18 protein-coding genes and 2 tRNA genes are annotated in these 16,150 nt (G+C 66.7%); 7 read left to right on the top strand and 13 right to left on the bottom strand.

What is annotated here, in order from left to right:
* Complete coding sequence (locus tag CHRYSEO8AT_RS01210) at positions 1-1,122, bottom strand: flagellar basal body P-ring protein FlgI (protein ID WP_159845101.1); 1,122 nt, start codon at positions 1,120-1,122, stop codon at positions 1-3.
* 182 nt (positions 1,123-1,304) lie between these two features.
* On the opposite strand from CHRYSEO8AT_RS01210, the gene CHRYSEO8AT_RS01205 reads away from it, so the two are divergent.
* Together CHRYSEO8AT_RS01205 and dksA are read left to right on the top strand one after the other, a co-directional pair.
* Complete coding sequence (locus CHRYSEO8AT_RS01205) at positions 1,305-1,730, top strand: flagellar assembly protein FliX (RefSeq protein ID WP_159845098.1); 426 nt, start codon at positions 1,305-1,307, stop codon at positions 1,728-1,730.
* A 178-nt stretch (positions 1,731-1,908) separates the two neighbouring features.
* The gene (gene dksA / locus CHRYSEO8AT_RS01200) at positions 1,909-2,343 is read left to right on the top strand and encodes an RNA polymerase-binding protein DksA (protein WP_159845095.1); all 435 of its coding nucleotides are present in this window, start codon (positions 1,909-1,911) and stop codon (positions 2,341-2,343) included.
* A 12-nt stretch (positions 2,344-2,355) separates the two neighbouring features.
* Here the strand turns inward: dksA and CHRYSEO8AT_RS01195 are convergent, their stop codons facing one another.
* Entirely contained in the window at positions 2,356-2,754 is a 399-nt protein-coding gene (locus CHRYSEO8AT_RS01195; protein WP_201304322.1) for a type II toxin-antitoxin system VapC family toxin, read from the bottom strand.
* Positions 2,751-3,014, bottom strand: coding sequence for a type II toxin-antitoxin system VapB family antitoxin (locus CHRYSEO8AT_RS01190; protein ID WP_159845092.1), 264 nt, complete (start codon positions 3,012-3,014; stop codon positions 2,751-2,753). Before CHRYSEO8AT_RS01190 ends, CHRYSEO8AT_RS01195 begins: the two co-directional genes overlap by 4 nt.
* A gap of 104 nt (positions 3,015-3,118) precedes the next feature.
* On the opposite strand from CHRYSEO8AT_RS01190, the gene gltX reads away from it, so the two are divergent.
* A complete protein-coding gene (gene gltX / locus CHRYSEO8AT_RS01185; protein WP_159845090.1) occupies positions 3,119-4,453 on the top strand; it encodes a glutamate--tRNA ligase in 1,335 nt (444 codons plus the stop codon).
* A gap of 16 nt (positions 4,454-4,469) precedes the next feature.
* Here the strand turns inward: gltX and CHRYSEO8AT_RS01180 are convergent, their stop codons facing one another.
* The gene (locus tag CHRYSEO8AT_RS01180; RefSeq protein WP_159845087.1) at positions 4,470-4,760 is read right to left on the bottom strand and encodes a hypothetical protein; all 291 of its coding nucleotides are present in this window, start codon (positions 4,758-4,760) and stop codon (positions 4,470-4,472) included.
* A 105-nt stretch (positions 4,761-4,865) separates the two neighbouring features.
* On the bottom strand, positions 4,866-5,471 hold the full coding sequence (locus tag CHRYSEO8AT_RS01175) for a TIGR00730 family Rossman fold protein (RefSeq protein WP_159845085.1): 606 nt from the start codon (positions 5,469-5,471) through the stop codon (positions 4,866-4,868).
* A 111-nt stretch (positions 5,472-5,582) separates the two neighbouring features.
* Here CHRYSEO8AT_RS01175 and CHRYSEO8AT_RS01170 point away from each other — a divergent pair, with 111 nt between their 5' ends.
* Positions 5,583-6,341 (top strand): hypothetical protein, encoded by a 759-nt coding sequence (locus CHRYSEO8AT_RS01170; RefSeq protein ID WP_201304321.1) that lies wholly within the window; start codon positions 5,583-5,585, stop codon positions 6,339-6,341.
* 80 nt (positions 6,342-6,421) lie between these two features.
* On the opposite strand, the gene mnhG is transcribed toward CHRYSEO8AT_RS01170, so the two are convergent.
* From mnhG to CHRYSEO8AT_RS01135, 7 genes are all read right to left on the bottom strand, one after another.
* Positions 6,422-6,763 carry a monovalent cation/H(+) antiporter subunit G gene (gene mnhG / locus CHRYSEO8AT_RS01165; protein WP_159845082.1) on the bottom strand — a complete coding sequence of 114 codons (342 nt, stop codon included), beginning with the start codon at positions 6,761-6,763 and terminating at the stop codon, positions 6,422-6,424.
* Positions 6,760-7,041 carry a K+/H+ antiporter subunit F gene (locus tag CHRYSEO8AT_RS01160; protein WP_159845079.1) on the bottom strand — a complete coding sequence of 94 codons (282 nt, stop codon included), beginning with the start codon at positions 7,039-7,041 and terminating at the stop codon, positions 6,760-6,762. Before CHRYSEO8AT_RS01160 ends, mnhG begins: the two co-directional genes overlap by 4 nt.
* The gene (locus CHRYSEO8AT_RS01155; RefSeq protein ID WP_159845077.1) at positions 7,038-7,526 is read right to left on the bottom strand and encodes a Na+/H+ antiporter subunit E; all 489 of its coding nucleotides are present in this window, start codon (positions 7,524-7,526) and stop codon (positions 7,038-7,040) included. Before CHRYSEO8AT_RS01155 ends, CHRYSEO8AT_RS01160 begins: the two co-directional genes overlap by 4 nt.
* Positions 7,523-9,118: a monovalent cation/H+ antiporter subunit D gene (locus tag CHRYSEO8AT_RS01150; protein WP_159845074.1), complete on the bottom strand. Its 1,596-nt coding sequence runs from the start codon at positions 9,116-9,118 to the stop codon at positions 7,523-7,525. Before CHRYSEO8AT_RS01150 ends, CHRYSEO8AT_RS01155 begins: the two co-directional genes overlap by 4 nt.
* The gene (locus CHRYSEO8AT_RS01145; RefSeq protein ID WP_159851560.1) at positions 9,115-9,456 is read right to left on the bottom strand and encodes a Na+/H+ antiporter subunit C; all 342 of its coding nucleotides are present in this window, start codon (positions 9,454-9,456) and stop codon (positions 9,115-9,117) included. Before CHRYSEO8AT_RS01145 ends, CHRYSEO8AT_RS01150 begins: the two co-directional genes overlap by 4 nt.
* Positions 9,456-12,374 carry a monovalent cation/H+ antiporter subunit A gene (locus tag CHRYSEO8AT_RS01140; protein ID WP_159845070.1) on the bottom strand — a complete coding sequence of 973 codons (2,919 nt, stop codon included), beginning with the start codon at positions 12,372-12,374 and terminating at the stop codon, positions 9,456-9,458. Before CHRYSEO8AT_RS01140 ends, CHRYSEO8AT_RS01145 begins: the two co-directional genes overlap by 1 nt.
* 254 nt (positions 12,375-12,628) lie before the next feature.
* Positions 12,629-12,703: transfer RNA gene (locus CHRYSEO8AT_RS01135), tRNA-Asn, on the bottom strand.
* 42 nt (positions 12,704-12,745) lie between these two features.
* Between CHRYSEO8AT_RS01135 and CHRYSEO8AT_RS01130 the strand changes: the two genes are divergently transcribed.
* Entirely contained in the window at positions 12,746-13,579 is an 834-nt protein-coding gene (locus CHRYSEO8AT_RS01130; protein ID WP_159845068.1) for an RNA methyltransferase, read from the top strand.
* A gap of 47 nt (positions 13,580-13,626) precedes the next feature.
* Here CHRYSEO8AT_RS01130 and CHRYSEO8AT_RS01125 read toward each other — a convergent pair.
* Positions 13,627-13,700 (bottom strand) — tRNA-Cys (locus CHRYSEO8AT_RS01125).
* Between the two features lie 117 nt (positions 13,701-13,817).
* Here CHRYSEO8AT_RS01125 and CHRYSEO8AT_RS01120 point away from each other — a divergent pair.
* On the top strand, positions 13,818-14,465 hold the full coding sequence (locus CHRYSEO8AT_RS01120) for a protein-L-isoaspartate O-methyltransferase (protein ID WP_236547376.1): 648 nt from the start codon (positions 13,818-13,820) through the stop codon (positions 14,463-14,465).
* A gap of 141 nt (positions 14,466-14,606) precedes the next feature.
* Positions 14,607-16,142 (top strand): TolC family outer membrane protein, encoded by a 1,536-nt coding sequence (locus CHRYSEO8AT_RS01115; RefSeq protein ID WP_159845065.1) that lies wholly within the window; start codon positions 14,607-14,609, stop codon positions 16,140-16,142.
* Positions 16,143-16,150 lie beyond the last annotated feature (8 nt).

Genomic DNA, 16,150 nt, shown 5'->3' with positions numbered 1-16,150 from the left:
TCACATCACCTCGATGTCGGCCTGGAGGGCGCCGGCGGCCTTGATGGCCTGAAGAATGCTGATCATGTCACGCGGGCTGACGCCCAGGGCGTTCAGGCCGTTGACCAGGGTGGACAGGCTGGCCCCGCCGCCGACCATCCTCATCTGGGTGCCCAGGTCTTCCTCGACGCTGACCTGGGTGGAAGGGACGACGGCGGTCTGGCCTCGGCTGAACGGCGCCGGCTGGCTGACGATCGGCTGTTCGTCCACCGAGATGGTCAGGTTGCCCTGGGCGATGGCGACCCGAGAGACGCGCACTGCGTCACCCATGACGATGACGCCGTTGACCTCGTCGATGATGACCTTGGCGGGGGTGTCGACGCTGACCGCCAGGTTCTCGATCCGGCTGATGAAGCCCGCCATGCCCAGTTCGCCGGGCGCGCGCAGAGCGACGACCGTGCCGTTCTCGGCCAGGGCCGAACCCGGATAGGCGGCGTTGACGACGGCGGCGACGCGCTGGGCAGTGGTGAAGTCGGGGTTGCGCAGGTTCAGGCGCACCTCGTTCATATTGGCCATCTGGAAACCGGTCTCACGTTCGACCAGGGCGCCCGAGGCGATGCGGCCGGCGGTCGGCACGCCGCGCGTCACCGACGAGCCCGATCCGCCCGAGGCCGAGACGGCGCCGGTCTGGACCGAGCCCTGAGCCACCGCATAGACCTGACCGTCCGCGCCCTGAAGGCTGGTGACGACCAGCGAGCCGCCCAGCAGGCTTTTCGCGTCGCACATCGAGGCGACCGAGACATCGATCCGCGAGCCGGGCGTGGCGAAGGCCGGCAGGTCGGCCGTGACCATGACGGCAGCCATGTTCTTGGTGTTGGCGTTGGCCCCGCGGATATTGACGCCCAGCCGCTCGGTCATGCCTTCCAGCGACTGGCGGGTGAAGGGGCAGTTGCGCAGGCTGTCGCCCGTGCCGTTCAGCCCCATGACCATGCCGTAGCCGACCAGCTGATTGCCGCGCACGCCCTCGACGGCGGCGATGTCCTTGATGCGGGACTGCGACTGGGCCAACGCCGGGCTCGCACCGCCGGCGACGACGAGCGTCGCGGCGACGGAGGCGATGAGGCGGGCAAGCAGATTCTGCATCGGTCAGGCGTCCACGCAAGGTTACGCCTGCATCCTTGCGAGGATCATGCCGGATAATTAACGACGTGAATTCAATGCAGGCGGGCTTTGCCGCAGCATGGAAGCGGCAGGATTTGCCGGGGCGTTAACCAAACAGTCACCGCCGCCCGTCATGCATGGGGCATGACGCGGAGCACCTACGCATGAAGGTTGTCGGCCCCAACGGCGTCAGCACGCCCGCCAGCACACGTTCGACGCGATCCGCCAGCGGCTTTTCGCTGGGCCAGGCGCCGGCTGCGGCGTCTCCCTCGGCGGCGACGGCCAGCGCTGCGACCGGCGGCGTTTCCGACGTGTCGGCCCTTATGGCCTTGCAAGGGATCGAGGGGCCATTGGAGAAGCGTCGCCGGGCGATCCGACGCGGCGGCGGTCTGCTGGACAGGCTGGAAGAACTCAAGCTGGCGCTTCTGACGGGCGACGCCGACGAGACCTCGCTGGATCAGTTGGCGCGCACCCTGCGCGAAGAGCGCACTGATGACGGCGACGAAGGGCTGAGCGCCTTGCTGGATCAGATCGACCTCAGGGCCTCGGTCGAGCTGGCGAAAGCCGAAATGCGCGGGAAACGGGGCTGAGCGGAAAAATCACCTAATCTCAGTCGGCTAAGCTTCCTGAGTGAGTGACATTTGTCACTGTAAGCCCTCGGATCGCCATAATCGGATCACGGATTCGAGAACCACATTGCCGCGACTCGACAGGCTGATTATACGGCCATCTGCGCCACAGGGGGGCGCGTTAGAGAGCGTGAGATCGATGAACGCTTTGGCGTCCGTTGTGTCCGACGAAACCGGCCCGTATCGGCCGTCTGACAGCGAGCCGTTCATGAGTGAACGGCAACAAGCCTATTTCAAGAAGAAGCTGTTGGCCTGGAAGGATGACATCCTTCGCGAGTCCAAAGGCACAGTGGTCAATCTGAAGGCCGAGACCGAAAACCACCCCGATCTGGTGGATCGCGCGTCATCGGAATCCGACCGGGCCCTGGAACTGCGCACCCGTGATCGCCAGCGCAAGTTGATCTCCAAGATCGACGACGCCCTGCGCCGGATCGAGGACGGCTCCTACGGCTATTGCGAGGATACGGGCGAGCCCATCAGCCTGGGTCGTCTGGAAGCCCGCCCGACGGCGACCCTGTCGGTCGAAGCCCAGGAACGCCACGAACGCCGCGAACGCGTCCACCGCGACGACTGAACTCTAGCCCGTTCAGGCGGGCAGAGCCGGGATCAGATCGGTCTGGCCGAAGTCGTCGCCCTTGAACAACAAGGGGGCGTCGCTTTCTTTGGCTAGGGCGTAGGCGAAACAGTCGCCTAGGTTCAGTTTGGCGGGGGTTCGCTTTCCGAACTGAGCCTCCGCACCGGCGGCCAGCCGCGCAGTTGTTTCCGATGCGGGCATGATCGCGATGTCGAGCGCTGCAATTAGCCGATCAAGCCGCAGGATGCCTGCATCGCCATGTAGCTGGCGAATGCGGATCGCGGCCTCCCAATATCCCACGGGTGACATGATCAAGCGTTCGCTTGCAGACAGGGTGAGCGTGAAAGCATTCTTTTCAGGTTCATTCAAAAGGATGGCGACAATGGCCGAGGCATCGACCGCAATCGTCACTTCGGCAATCCGTTCTCGTCATAGATATCGTCATCAGTCAGCAACGGCCCTAAAATAGGCAGGGCGTTGAACTCTCTTACAATCTCTTCAACAGCGGCGAGTTTGGCCTCGATTTCAGCCTCGCGTCTGGAGGCCAGCCGTTCGTCCCGCTCTCGGACCATGTCCTCGACCAAGTCGGTGATGGACTTGCCTTCGAGGCGCGCGAGTTCGCGCAGCCGTTCGGCGACTTCGGGCTTTCGGATCTGTACAGGCGCATTCATGACGGATGGAAATCTATCATGACAAACCCCCCAATCCAACCTGCGCCTTGACTTCGCCGGGTTGCGGGGCGACCTAGCCGCCTCGCTTTCGAGGTCGTCTACCTATGTCCGTCAAGGTTCGTTTCGCTCCGTCGCCCACGGGTAAGCTGCACGTCGGCAATGTCCGCACCGCACTGGTGAACTGGATGTTCGCCAAGGGGCAGGGCGGGTCGTTCGTGCTGCGGATCGACGACACCGACCTGGCGCGCTCCACGCCCGAGTTCGAACAGGGGATCGAGGACGATCTGACCTGGCTGGGGATGCTGTGGGACGAGCGTGACAATCAGTCCAAGCGGTTCGACCGCTACGAAGAGGCGGCGGCCAAGCTGAAGGCGTCGGGTCGGCTGTATCCGGCCTATGAGACGGCCGACGAACTGGACCGCCGCCGCAAGGTGCAGTTGTCGCGCGGCCTGCCGCCGATCTATGACCGCGCCGCGCTGGGACTGACGGACGAGCAGAAGGCCGCATACGAGGCCGAGGGGCGTCGGCCGCACTGGCGCTTCAAGCTGGATGGCAAGCGCGTCGCTTGGGAAGACCTGGCGCGCGGTCATGCCGAGGTGGACACCGCCTCGATGTCGGACCCGGTGCTGATCCGCGAGGACGGCCTGTTCCTCTACACCTTGCCGTCGGTCGTCGACGACATCGACATGGCCATCACCCACATCATCCGGGGCGAGGACCACGTCACCAATACCGGCGCGCAGATCGAAATCTTTGAAGCTCTCGGCGCGACGGTTCCCGGCTTCGCTCACATGCCGCTGCTGGTCGGCGCCGATGGCGCGGCCCTGTCCAAACGTTTGGGATCGCTGTCGATCAGCGACATGCGCGACCAGGGGTATGAACCCATCGCCATCACCAGCCACCTGGGCCGCATCGGCACGTCCGATCCGCTGGAAGTCGGCGCCTCTGTCGAAGCCCTGGGCCAGAGCTTCGCCTTCTCCAAGATGGGCCGGTCGCCGGCGCGTTACGACACGGCGGATCTGGACCGGCTGAACGCCCAGGCCTTGCATGTGATGGACTATGCGACAGCCCAGCCGCGTCTTCAGGCGCTGGGCGCCGACCTGGGCGAGACCTTCTGGTCGGTGGTGCGCGGCAATCTGAACAAGTTCGCCGATGTCGTTGAAATGGCGAAGATCGTCCAGGGGCCGGTACAGCCGGTGATCGAGGACGTCGCCTTCATCGAGACGGCGCTGCGTCTGCTGCCGGACGTGATCGACGAGAACGCCTGGTCGGCTTGGACCTCGGCCGTGAAGGCCGAGACGGGCGCCAAGGGCAAAGCGCTGTTCATGCCGCTGCGTCTGGCGCTGACGGGGCAACCGCATGGGCCGGACATGGCGGCCATGGCGCCGTTGATCGGTCGCGAGACCATCCAGCGGCGTCTGAGAGGTGAGGCGGCTTAAGCCGCCTCACGCTTCATCAGGCGTTGCAGACGGCCAGTTCGTCGGCGCTCAGTTCGACGCCCTTGTAGGAGAAGGCGGTCACGGGGCCGAACTTCTGAACCACGCGACGGCAGGCGCGCGTTGCAGGTTGCGGCGTGCCGCCTGAAGCGGTGCAGGTCGCGCCTTCGCAAGACCAGCGCGCGCCGTCGATGATGGTGGCGCGGGCGGGGGCCTTGGCGGCGTCCGCGAGTGTCAGGCTGGTGGCCGGCGACTGGGCGACGGCCGGAGCGGCGGCGAACAGGGCTGCGGCGATGAGCAGGGCGCGCATGAAAAACTCTCCGAAATGAAGAACGGCGGCATGCCGCTGCGCCCCAATGTCAGTTTTCCATAAAAACTGTCAATACGTAGTCGCGCGAATATTAGCGACGATCACTTACCGCTGATCATGTTTCAACTGCGGCACGTCGCCACCGGCCTGAACCTGGGCCATCGCCTCTTCGACCGTGTCGGCGACCGTCCAGGCGTCGAGGAACGAAGGCGGGGTCATGCCTTCCTCGACGCTGTGCTTCATCAGGGCGAAGAAACCGTTCCAGAAGCCGTTAAGGTTTAAAAAGACAACCGGCTTGTGGTGCAGATCCAACCGCTTCCAGGACAGCAGTTCGACGACTTCTTCCAGGGTGCCGATGCCGCCGGGGGCGACCACGAAGGCGTCCGACTGATCGTACATCAGCTGTTTGCGTTCGTGCATCGAGGTGACGACGACTGTCTCGACCTCGTCGAACAGACGTTCGCGGCTGCGCAGGAAGGCCGGCATGATGCCGACGACCCGGCCGCCCGCCTCGTGCGCGCCGCGCGCCGAAGCGCCCATAAGGCCCACGCCGCCGCCGCCATAGACCAGCCGCCAGCCGGCCTCGGCCGTCGCCTTGCCGAAGGCGTAGGCCGCCTCGGTGTAGGAAGGATCGGCGGTTTCGGAGGCGCCGCAGAACAGGCAGACGGAGGAGCCGTCGAACGGCAGGAACGAAACGGGGGGCAGGGACATAGGGCCTCGAAGAAAACGAATACGCGGCCTGGCCATGGCCAAAGCGACGGCGCTCAAGCTAACACAGGCTCAAGCCGCTGGGTCGCCAGTCCTATATCGTAGAGGCGCAGGATGAAACGTCGGATGATCGTCGCTTGTGTCGCGGTTCTGGCTGCGGCGGCCTGTTCCGACCGGCAGGGCGGCGTGGCGGGGCCGACGGGGGCGGACGAAGCCTCGCCCTGGGTCCGGCCGCCGCTGATCGACGGTGTGACACGTGATGGGGGGGGGCTAGTCGTGCGCGGCGCGGCGGGTCCGAACGCGCGCGTCGTCCTGCGTGCGCCGGGTGCGGCTGCGGTGGCCGCCAGCGCGGATGGCGCGGGCCGATTCGAACTTCGATTGCCGCCCCTGCACGGCGACGTCCGCTTCACGCCCGAGGTGCAGGTGGGCGAGGACGCGGCCGTTTCGCCCGAGACATTGGTGGTCATTCAAGGTGGGGCGGGGCCTGTCGTGCTGATCGCCGCCGGACAGCCGACCGTTCGTCTGGACGGCGCGGGCGGATTGGATGCGGTGGATTCGGACGGCGCCACGCTGATGGCGTCGGGCCAGGCGGAAAGAGCGGCGCCCGACGTGACCGTCAATGGCGTCGGCGTGACGGCGACGGCGATCGGGCGTGGGCGGTGGCGGGCCGTCACGGGGCAGGCCGGCGCAGCGACGATTACGGTGAACGGCAAGAGCGTCGATTATCCGGGCGCGGGCGGGGGGACGGGGTTCGTCATCGAGCGCGCGGGGTTGGGCTGGCGGATCACCTGGCCTGTGGCGCCGAACGGGCGTCAGTCGGCATGGCTGCCGGATCGGGATGTTAATGTTCTGGAAACCAATTCGGTTAACTAGGAGGATCGTCCTCAGGGACACCATCACCGAACCTTATTTCAGCCCGGCGCGCCCCGCCGGGCTTCTTTTTTGATCTCGTCTCAGCCCTTGTCAGGCGTGTCCTTCGCCTTTTCCGTGCGGTCGCGGAACAGGGCGGCGCGGGCCAGAAGGATCAGGGTGACCGGCGTGGTGACGGTCAGGAACAGGCCGATCAGGATTTCGCGCGGCATAAAGCGCCCCTCGACCACCGTGAACCACACCACCGAGGCCGCCAGCACCAGCGCCATGCCCAGGGTCGCCCCCAGGGTCGGGGCGTGGACACGCTCGTAGAAGGTCTTCAGCCGCGTCAGGCCGACTGCGCCCAGCAGCGACAGGGCCGAGCCGGCGAGCGCCAGTCCTACGACGACGAAGGCGGCCCACGCGGGAACTTCAGCCTGGGTCATTCGATCACCTCGCCGCGCATCAGGAACTTGGCCAAGGCCACGGTGGCGGCGAAGCCCAGCATGCCGATCACCAGGGCGGCCTCAAAATAGAGCTGGCTGTTGGTGCGGACGCCGAAAACCACGACCAGCAGCATGCCGTTCAGATAGAGGGTGTCCATGCCCAAGACGCGATCCTGAGCGCGCGGACCGTGGATGATCCGCCACGCCGCCAGGCCCATGGCGCAGATCAGCATCAGTTGGGCCAGACCCAGGCCCCAGGTCAGCACCGCCGCCGTCATTCGAAGATCTCCATCAGCCGGCGCTCGTAGCGATCCTTGATCAGGCGCACCCAGGTCTCTTCGTCCACCAGATCGAGGACGTGCAGCAGCAACCTGCCGGTCGCGGATTCATATTCGACCCACAGGGTGCCGGGCGTCGAGGTGATGATGATGGCCAGGACCGCCAGGCCATATCGGTCGCGCAGGTCCAGCGGGATATGGATGAAGCCGGACGTCCGCTCGTGGCGACGGCGACCCAGGATGATCTGCGACACCGCCCAGTTGGAGCGTACGATGTCACCGACGACGTCGACGGCCAGGCGCGCCATGGCCTTGGGCGCCTTCAGCCGCACGCGATCCACGCCCAGAGCCAGCATGATGACCGGCGCGAGCAAGGCCAGCAGCAGGGCCAGCACCAGAGACGGCGGGGCGACCGAGGCGCTGAGCAGGATCGAGGCGACGAACAGGCCCAGCGACAGGACGGGGTAGGGCAGGATGCGTCTCATCGGCCGCCTCCGCCCAGCACGGCGTGGATATAGCCCTTCGGCTCGGCCAGCCAGGCTGCCGTGTGGTCGGTATAGACCAGGGCGGAGCCGGCGAAGATGGCCAGGAACACGCAGGCGCCGAGCAGGGCGGCGACGGCCGTCAGTTCGGCCGCGCCCACGACGAACGGCGGGGCATCCTCGTCGCGGGTCCAGATGGCGCCGACGCCCAGGCGGGTCAGGCCGATCAGGGCGCCGAGGCTGGACACGGACAGCACCGCCACCAGCGTCCATTGCGCCGGGCCGCCGACGCTGACCAGGGCGTCGATCATCGACAGCTTGCCGACGAAGCCCGCCAGAGGCGGCATGCCGGCCACCATCAGGGTGCAGATCAGGAAGGCACCGCCCAGGGCCGCCACGGCCGCCGGGATGACTAGGCCGGGCTCGTTGCGTTCCTCGTCATCGAACGGATCGCGATATTCATCGTCGAAGACGGCGCGCGCCTCGCCGACATCGGCCTCGCGCCCGCGCTGAAGGATCTCGGCCAGCAGGAACAGGGTGGCGCAGGCCAGGGTCGAGCCGATCAGATAGAAGAGCGCGCCGCTGAGGGCCGCCGTGTCGCCGACGCCCAGGATCGCCAGCACGGTGCCAGACGAGATCATCACCCCGAACCCGGCGGCGCGGGACAGGTCGCGCGAGGCGATCAGGCCGAAGGTGCCGAAGGCGATAGTCGCCAGGCCGCCGAACATCAGCCAGGTCAGGCCGAACCCGGCGGATGCGCTTGCGCCGGCGCCGAACAGCAGCAGGCTGAGGCGGATGATCACATATACCCCGACCTTGGACAGGATGGCGAAGACCGCCGCTGCCGGGGCGCTGGCGGCCGAATAGGTCGAGGTCAGCCAGAAGCCGACCGGCCACATGGCGCATTTGATCAGGAAGGCCGTGCCCAGCACCGCCGCCCCGATGTGAAACAGGCCCAGGTCCTCCGCCGCAATGGTCGGAACCCGCGTCGCCAGATCGGCCATGTTGAGCGTGCCCGTCACCCCATAGATCAGGCTGACCCCGATCAGGAACAGCAGGGAGGCGGTCAGGTTGACGGCGATATAGATCACGCCCGCCCGCACCCTGGCCTCGCCCGAGCCGTGCAGGGCGAGACCGTAAGACGCGGCCAGCATCACTTCGAAGAAGACGAACAGGTTGAACAGGTCGCCGGTCAGCAGGGCGCCGTTGACGCCCATGATCAGAAGCAAAAACAGGGCGTGGAAGCGTGGTCCAGCCCGGTCCCACCGCGCCAGGGCGAAGATCAGGGCGCAGCCGCCCAGCACGCTGGTCAGGGCCACCATCATCGTCGACAGCCGGTCGGCGACCAGGACGATGCCGTAGGGCGCGGCCCACGATCCCAGGCGATAGACGCGCGCGGTGTCGCCGCCGCCCACCGCGCCGTTGGCGCTCTCGTGCAGCAGGATCAACGCCATGACCAGAATGGCCGCCATGGCCGCCAGGCTGAGAGAGGCCTTCAGGATGCGACGACGCTCGTCCACCAGCAGCATGGCCGAGGCGATGATCATCGGCAGGACGATGGGGCCAATGATCAGATGGGCGTGCCAGTCGGTCATGCGTCAGGCTCCTTGCCGTCGACATGGTCGCTGCCGGTAATGCCGCGCGCGGCCAGGATGACCACCAGGAACAGCGCCGTCAGGGCGAAGCTGATGACGATGGCGGTTAGGACCAAGGCTTGGGGCGTTGGGTCGGTGTAGCGCGCGGGATCGGAGACCTCACCCGCCAGTACGGGCGGTGCGCCCGACTTCAGCCGTCCCATAGCGAAAATGAAGATGTTGACCGCATAGGATAGCAGCGACAGCCCCATGATCACCTGGAAGGTGCGGGGCCGCAGCAGCAGCCAGACGCCCGAGGCCGCCAGCACGCCGATGGCCAGGGCGAGAACCAGTTCCATCATGACGGCTCTCCTTCCTCGGCGTCTCTTTGTTTGGGCTTGCGCAGCGACTGGTGCGCCAGGGCGACCAGGGTCAGGACGGTGGCGCCGACGACCAAAACCACCACGCCCAGGTCAAACAGCACCGCGCTGGCCAAGGGCACGCGACCCAGGATCGGCAGGTCGGCATACTGGAACCACGAGGTGAGGAACGGATAGCCGAATAGCCACGACCCGATCCCGCTGAGTGCGGCGATCACTAGGCCAGCGCCGATCCAGAAGATGGGCCGGATGGCCAGCCGTTCCTCCACCCACCGCGCGCCCGAGGCCATATATTGCAGGATGAAGGCGATCGACAGGGCCACGCCAGCCGCGAATCCGCCGCCCGGCAGGTCATGCCCGCGCAGGAACAGATGCACCGCCAGCAGGATGATGAAGGGGAAGATCCAGCGCATGACCACGCGCGGGATCAGCATGGTTTCTTTCAGGGTGTCGCCCTCCGACCGCGTCTCGTGATCCCGATCCGAGGCGTTTTGGGCGCGCTGCTGGCTGGGCCCCGACAGGGTGTCGTCGGCCGGGCGGAAGCGACGCAGCAGGGCGAAGACGGTCAGGCCGACGATGCCCAGGACCGTGATCTCGCCGAAGGTGTCGAAGGCGCGGAAGTCGACCAGGATGACGTTGACGATGTTGCGCCCGCCAGCGTCCTTGTAGGCGTGCTCGACGAAGAAGCGGGAGATCCCCTCGACCGACGGCCGGGTCATGACGGCGTAGGAAATGGCGGCCAGGGACGTGCCCACCGCGGCGGCGATGATCAGGTCGATGCGGCGGCGACGACGCGAACGCCGCTCCATGGCCTGGGGCAGGCGGATGGTCTCCAGGCGTTTCGGCAACCAGCGCAGGCCCAGCAGCAGCAGGACGGTGGTCACCACCTCGACCAGCAACTGGGTCACGGCCAGGTCCGGCGCCGACAGCCAGACGAAGGACAGGCAGCTGGCCAGACCCGCTCCGCCCATCAGAACGACGGCCGCCAGCCGGTGATATTTCGCCTGCCAGGCGGCGGCGACCGCGCAACTGGCCCCCACCAGCCACAGGCCTGCGAACGCCCAGTTCGCCAAAGTCGGCGTCGGCATGATCGGCCTGATGATCAGGCCTGCGCCGACAGCGGCCAGACCGCCCGCCAGCAGGGCGACCAGGACGATGGCGCGCAACTGCGGTTGTTGCCGCGTCGCGCCGAACAGCCGGACCAGGGCTTCTGACCCCTTGAACAGGCCGGTCATGGTCCGTTCGAACAGCCAGCCGCCGTTCAGCCGCTTCCAGCCCCAGGGACCGCCGCGTGGATTGGCGTTGATCCGTTTGCCGAAGACGACATACAGGCCCACGCCCCCCGCCAGGGCGATGAGGCTCAGCACCAGCGGGAGGTTGAACCCGTGCCACAGGGCCAGGCTGTAATAGGGCAGGTCGAAGCCCAGCACCGAGACGGCCGCGCTCTTCAGGAAGGGGCCCACCGTTACGGCCGGGAAGATGCCCACGACCAGGCACAGGGCCACCAGCACCTCGACCGGACGCCGCATCCAGGCGACCGGCTCGTGCGGGACGCGGTCCAGCTTGGTGGGCGGCGGGCCAAAGAAGGTCGTGTGGATGAACCTCAGCGAATAGAGGACGCTGAAGGCGCTGGCCAAGGTCGCCAAGGCGGGCAGGAGCAGGTTCAGTCCATGCGTATTCACGCTGGCCACCGCCTCAGCCAGGAACATCTCTTTGGACAGGAAACCGTTCAGCAGCGGCACGCCCGCCATCGCCGCCGCCGCCACCATGGCCAGTGTCGCGGTGAAGGGCATGAAGCGGAACAGACCGCTGAGCTTCCTCATATCCCGCGTGCCGGCCTCGTGGTCGATGATGCCGGCGGCCATGAACAGGGACGCCTTGAAGGTGGCGTGGTTCACCGTGTGGAAGATGGCGGCGATACAGCCGAGCGGGCTTCCCAGCCCCAGCAGCAGGACGATCAGGCCCAGGTGGCTGATCGTGGAATAGGCCAGCAGGCCTTTCAGGTCATGCTGGAAGATGGCGCACCAGGCGCCCAGCAACAAGGTCGCCAGACCCATGCCGCCGACGATCAGATACCAGCTCTCGGTCCCTGCAAAGACCGGCCAGAACCGGATCAACAGGAAGATGCCCGCCTTCACCATCGTCGCGGAATGCAGATAGGCGCTGACCGGCGTCGGCGCGGCCATGGCGCGCGGCAGCCAGAAGTGGAAGGGGAATTGGGCGCTCTTGGTCATCGCGCCGAGCAGCAGCAGGATGAGGGCGGGCAGATACAGCGGACTGGCCTGGATCGCCTCTCGCGAGGCCAGGACGACATCCAGATCGTAGCTCCCGACGATCCGCCCGATCAGGATCATGCCGACCAACAGGGCGATCCCGCCCGTCGCGGTCACAGTCAACGCCATGCGCGAGCCTTCCCGCGCCGCCGGGTTCTGGTGCCAATATCCGATCAGCAGGAAGGAGAAGAGGCTGGTCAGCTCCCAGAAGACCACCAACTGGATCAGGTTGCCCGACAGCACCACCCCCTGCATCGCGCCCATGAAGGCCAGCAGGAAGGAGAAGAAGCGCGGCACCGGGTCCTTCGGCGACATGTAGTAGCGGGCGTACAGCACCACCAAGGCGCCGATCCCAAGGATCAGGGCGCTGAACAGCCACGACAGCCCGTCCAGCCGCAATACCAGATTGACCCCCAGCGACGGCAGCCACGGAATTTCGTAGCGCAGCGTCTCTCCGTCCTGAAACATCGGCCACAGCGCTGCCAGACACCCCAGGCTGACCAGCGCCACGACCCACGACAGGATGGCCGCAGACGTTCGTGCATGACGCGGCAGGCCGGACGCGACGATGGCGCCGAGGAAGGGCAGAACGAGAATGACGACGAGGAGGAAGCTGATGGACATTGCGGCGGCGCGTCTCTCCGAAGTCTCGTGAGGGGCATGGCCGAACGCTCAAGGTTCGGCAAGGTTCTGATCGGCTCTCACCTACGAACTGGAACGCGGCGCGTCAAAGCGACACCACGGCGCGGCGGCGCTTGATGGCGATCATGCGATCCGGCCACGGCAAGCAGCCGGGCAGGCGATGCTTGGTCAATATTGCTTTGTCGGGGAGGGGCTTAGATCAAAGGCCTGTAAGAACGGCGGCCTTTACTCCCGAGTGGCTCCGCGGGTAGGATTCGAACCTACGACCAGCCGATTAACAGTCGGCTGCTCTACCACTGAGCTACCGCGGAACATGCTCGGGAGGCGGGCCTATAGCAGCGCCTGTTCTGATCTTGCAATGGGAAATTGAGCAAATCGACCCGATAATTATCGCCGATCCCGAAGACCCGCGTGTTGCGGCCTATCGAGATATCCGCGAACGCGATCTGACGGGCCGCCAGGGCCTGTTCATCGCCGAGGGGGAGGTGGTGGTGCGTGGGCTGGCGTCGGCGGCGTCGCGCTGCCGGCCGCTGTCGTTGCTGCTGGCCGAGAAGAGAGTGGCGGCTCTGACGGATGTGATTCAGGCCCTGCCGCCTGCGACGCCCGTCTATGTGGCGCGCCAGCCGGTGCTGGACCGGATCGCCGGGTTCGAACTGCACCGGGGCATATTGGCTCTGGGCGAAAAGCCTGCGCCGCCGTCGCTGGCCGAACTGCTGGCGGATATAGGGCCTCAGGACGTGTACGTCGTCGCCAGCGGCATCGGCAATCACGACAATATGGGCGGGCTTTTCCGCAACGCCGCCGCCTTCGGAGCTAGGGCCGTGCTGCTGGATGCGACCTGCTGCGATCCCTTCTACCGCAAGGCTATTCGCGTCTCGGTCGGGGCGGTGCTGCGCACGCCTTTCGCCATCGCCGAGGCCGAGGTCATCGTGGACGCGCTGCAACAGGCGGGGGTCGAGGTGCTGGCGCTGACGCCGTCGGCGACGGAGCGCCTGTCGGATTATCGTCGCACCGGCCCGGTCGCCCTGGTGCTGGGATCGGAGGGGTCGGGTCTGCCCCGTGACCTGATCCAGCGCTGTCGGCCCATCGGCATCGCCATGGCGGGGGGATTCGATTCGCTGAACGTCGCCGCGACCAGCGCGGTGGCCCTGCATCATCTGACCACGACGGCGCTGGCGCGGGGCTGAAAACGCGAAGGCCGCCCCGAGGGGCGGCCTTCGTTCGTTTGTCGCGATGGAGGCCTGACCGGGAATCGAACCCGGGTGCAAGGATTTGCAGTCCTCTGCGTCACCACTCCGCCATCAGGCCGCTTTTTGTCCCCGATTTCTCGGGGGCGGTCATCGCGAGGGGCGTTCGCTATCAGATCGGATTGTCCGCTGCAACGCACGGACCTATAAGCGCGCGAGTTTTCCTCCCGGATTATCGTTGAAGGCTGCCCTACAGATGGATTTCACCGCCGAGCGCAAGGCTATGGTCGACTCGCAGGTGCGGGTGAACGACGTGACGGATCGCGCGATTCACCTGGCCATGATGGCCGTACCGCGTGAATCGTACTGCGCGCCCGACCGCGCCTTCGCCGCCTATTCCGAAGAATCGGTGGTCATCGCCGGCGAGCGTCGCCTGATGCCCGCCCGCGATGTCGCCAAGCTGCTGCAGGCCGCCGATGCGCGGACAGGAGAGAAGGCCCTGGCCATCGCCGCCCCCTACGCCGCCGCTGTGCTGGCGCGGATGGGCGTGACGGTTACCGCCCAGGAATCCGACGACGCCGTCTTCGCCGTGGTCGGCGAGGTCCTGGCGGCCGAGGGCGTGACGACCGTCGTCGCGCCTCTGGCCCAGCCGGCCGGCGAAGGCTGGGACCTGATCATTTCCGAAGGCGGCGTGCAAAGCCTGCCCGAATCGTGGGGCGCCGCCCTGCGCCCCGGCGGCCGTATCGTGGTGGTCGAGCGACGCGGCGCCATCGGCAAGGCGGCCCTGTATGTGCAGACGCGCGAAGGCCTGTCGCGACGCGAACTGTTCGATTCGTCGCCATTGGTCCTTGCCGAGCTGACGCCGGCCCCCACTTTCGCGCTGTAAGACCAAGAGACGCGCGGTTGCGACGGAAATCCCGTTCGCAACCGTGAAGAAAACTTAACTGGCGTGTGGTTCGGTCAGGCCGCAGTTACGCTTGAGAAAACATTCGGGCGTTCCTCGGGGGGCGTCAGGCAAGGACGGACAATGTTGAAACGCTCGCGTGTGCTGGCTTCGGCCGCAGTGGTCGCCGTGATGACCGGACTTGGCGCCCCGGCCTGGGCCGAGACGCTGCAGGACGCGATCGCCCTGGCCTATCGGACCAATCCCAACCTGCTGGCCCAGCGCGCCACCCAGCGCGCGCTGGACGAGACGGTGGTTCAGGCCCGCTCGGGCCTGCGTCCGACGCTCAGCGCCTCGGCGGGCGTAGATTACACCCGCAGCGACTTCCCCACCGTGACCCAGTTCGTCGATACGAACAACGATGGGGTGCCGGACACCCAGGTCTCGTCGTCCTCGTCCGAGACCGACGGCGCCAATGTCGGGGTCAGCCTGAGCCAGAACATCTGGACCGCTGGCCGCACCTCGCGCGCCATCGATCAAGCCCGCGCCAGCGTCCTGGCCGGCCGCGAGAACCTGCGCGAGATCGAACAATCGGTCATGCTGTCGGTCATCCAGGCCTATGTGAACGTCACCCGCGACATGGAAGTCCTGCGCATCCGCCAGGAAAACCTGACCGTGCTGCAGCGTCAGCTGGAAGAAACCAGCGCCCGCTTCGAGGTCGGCGAGATCACCCGCACCGATGTGGCACAGGCCGAGGCCTCGCAGGCGCAGTCGGAGGCCGACCTGGCCAACGCCCAGGCCCAGTTGTCCACCTCGCGCGCCGCCTATGCCGCCGTCGTGGGCCAGTCGCCCGCCGATCTGGAAGCCGCTCCGGCCCTGCCGGTCGTCCCGACCGACTTCGACGTCGCCATCGAGACCGCGCTGCAACGGAACCCTGCCGTGCTGTCGGCGACCTACACCCTGCAAGGCGCAGAGGCCGCCGTCGCTGCCGCTCGCTCCGAATATCTGCCGTCGGTTCGCGCCACAGCGTCTTATGGCGGTTCGACCAATGACCTGGGCGATCTGGGCGAACTGGCCGACCGTCGCAGCTTCACCGCCGGCGCCACCCTGTCGGTGCCGCTGTTCACAGGCGGCCTGAACCGCTCGCGCGTCGCCCAGGCGCTGGAGCGCGCCAACGCCGCCCAGATCGCCATCGAGGGCGAGCGCCGCACCGTGTTGCAGAACGTCAGCTCCGCCTACGCCCAGGTTCTGTCGACCCGCGCCACCGTCTCGGCCGGAACCGAAGCTGTCCGCGCCGCCTCGGTCGCCGCCGAAGGTGTACGCCAGGAAGCCCAGGTCGGCCTGCGCACCACGCTGGATGTGCTGAACCAAGAACTGACGCTGCGCAGCTCGCAGACGGCCGTGGCCAACGCCCGCGCCGCCGAATATGTCGCCCGCGCCTCGCTGCTGGCCGCCATGGGCCAGTTGGAAGGCCCAGCGCTGAACCCCACACTCGACGCCTACGATCCCGCGACCAACTACGACCGGGTCAAGGGGCGTGGCGGCCTGCCTTGGGACGGTGTGATCGAGACGCTGGACCGAGTGGCCTCGCCGCCGATCGTCGCCGCTGCCGACGCCGCCGATGCGCCGATCGACACGCAGTTGAAAGGCGAGGTCGTTCGCACCGCGCCGCAGAACTGACGGCTGCA

The organism is Brevundimonas sp. G8 (assembly GCF_902506205.1).
Lineage (GTDB): Bacteria > Pseudomonadota > Alphaproteobacteria > Caulobacterales > Caulobacteraceae > Brevundimonas.
Note: the sequence above shows the minus strand (reverse complement) of the source record. Positions and strands in the feature narration are given on the sequence as shown.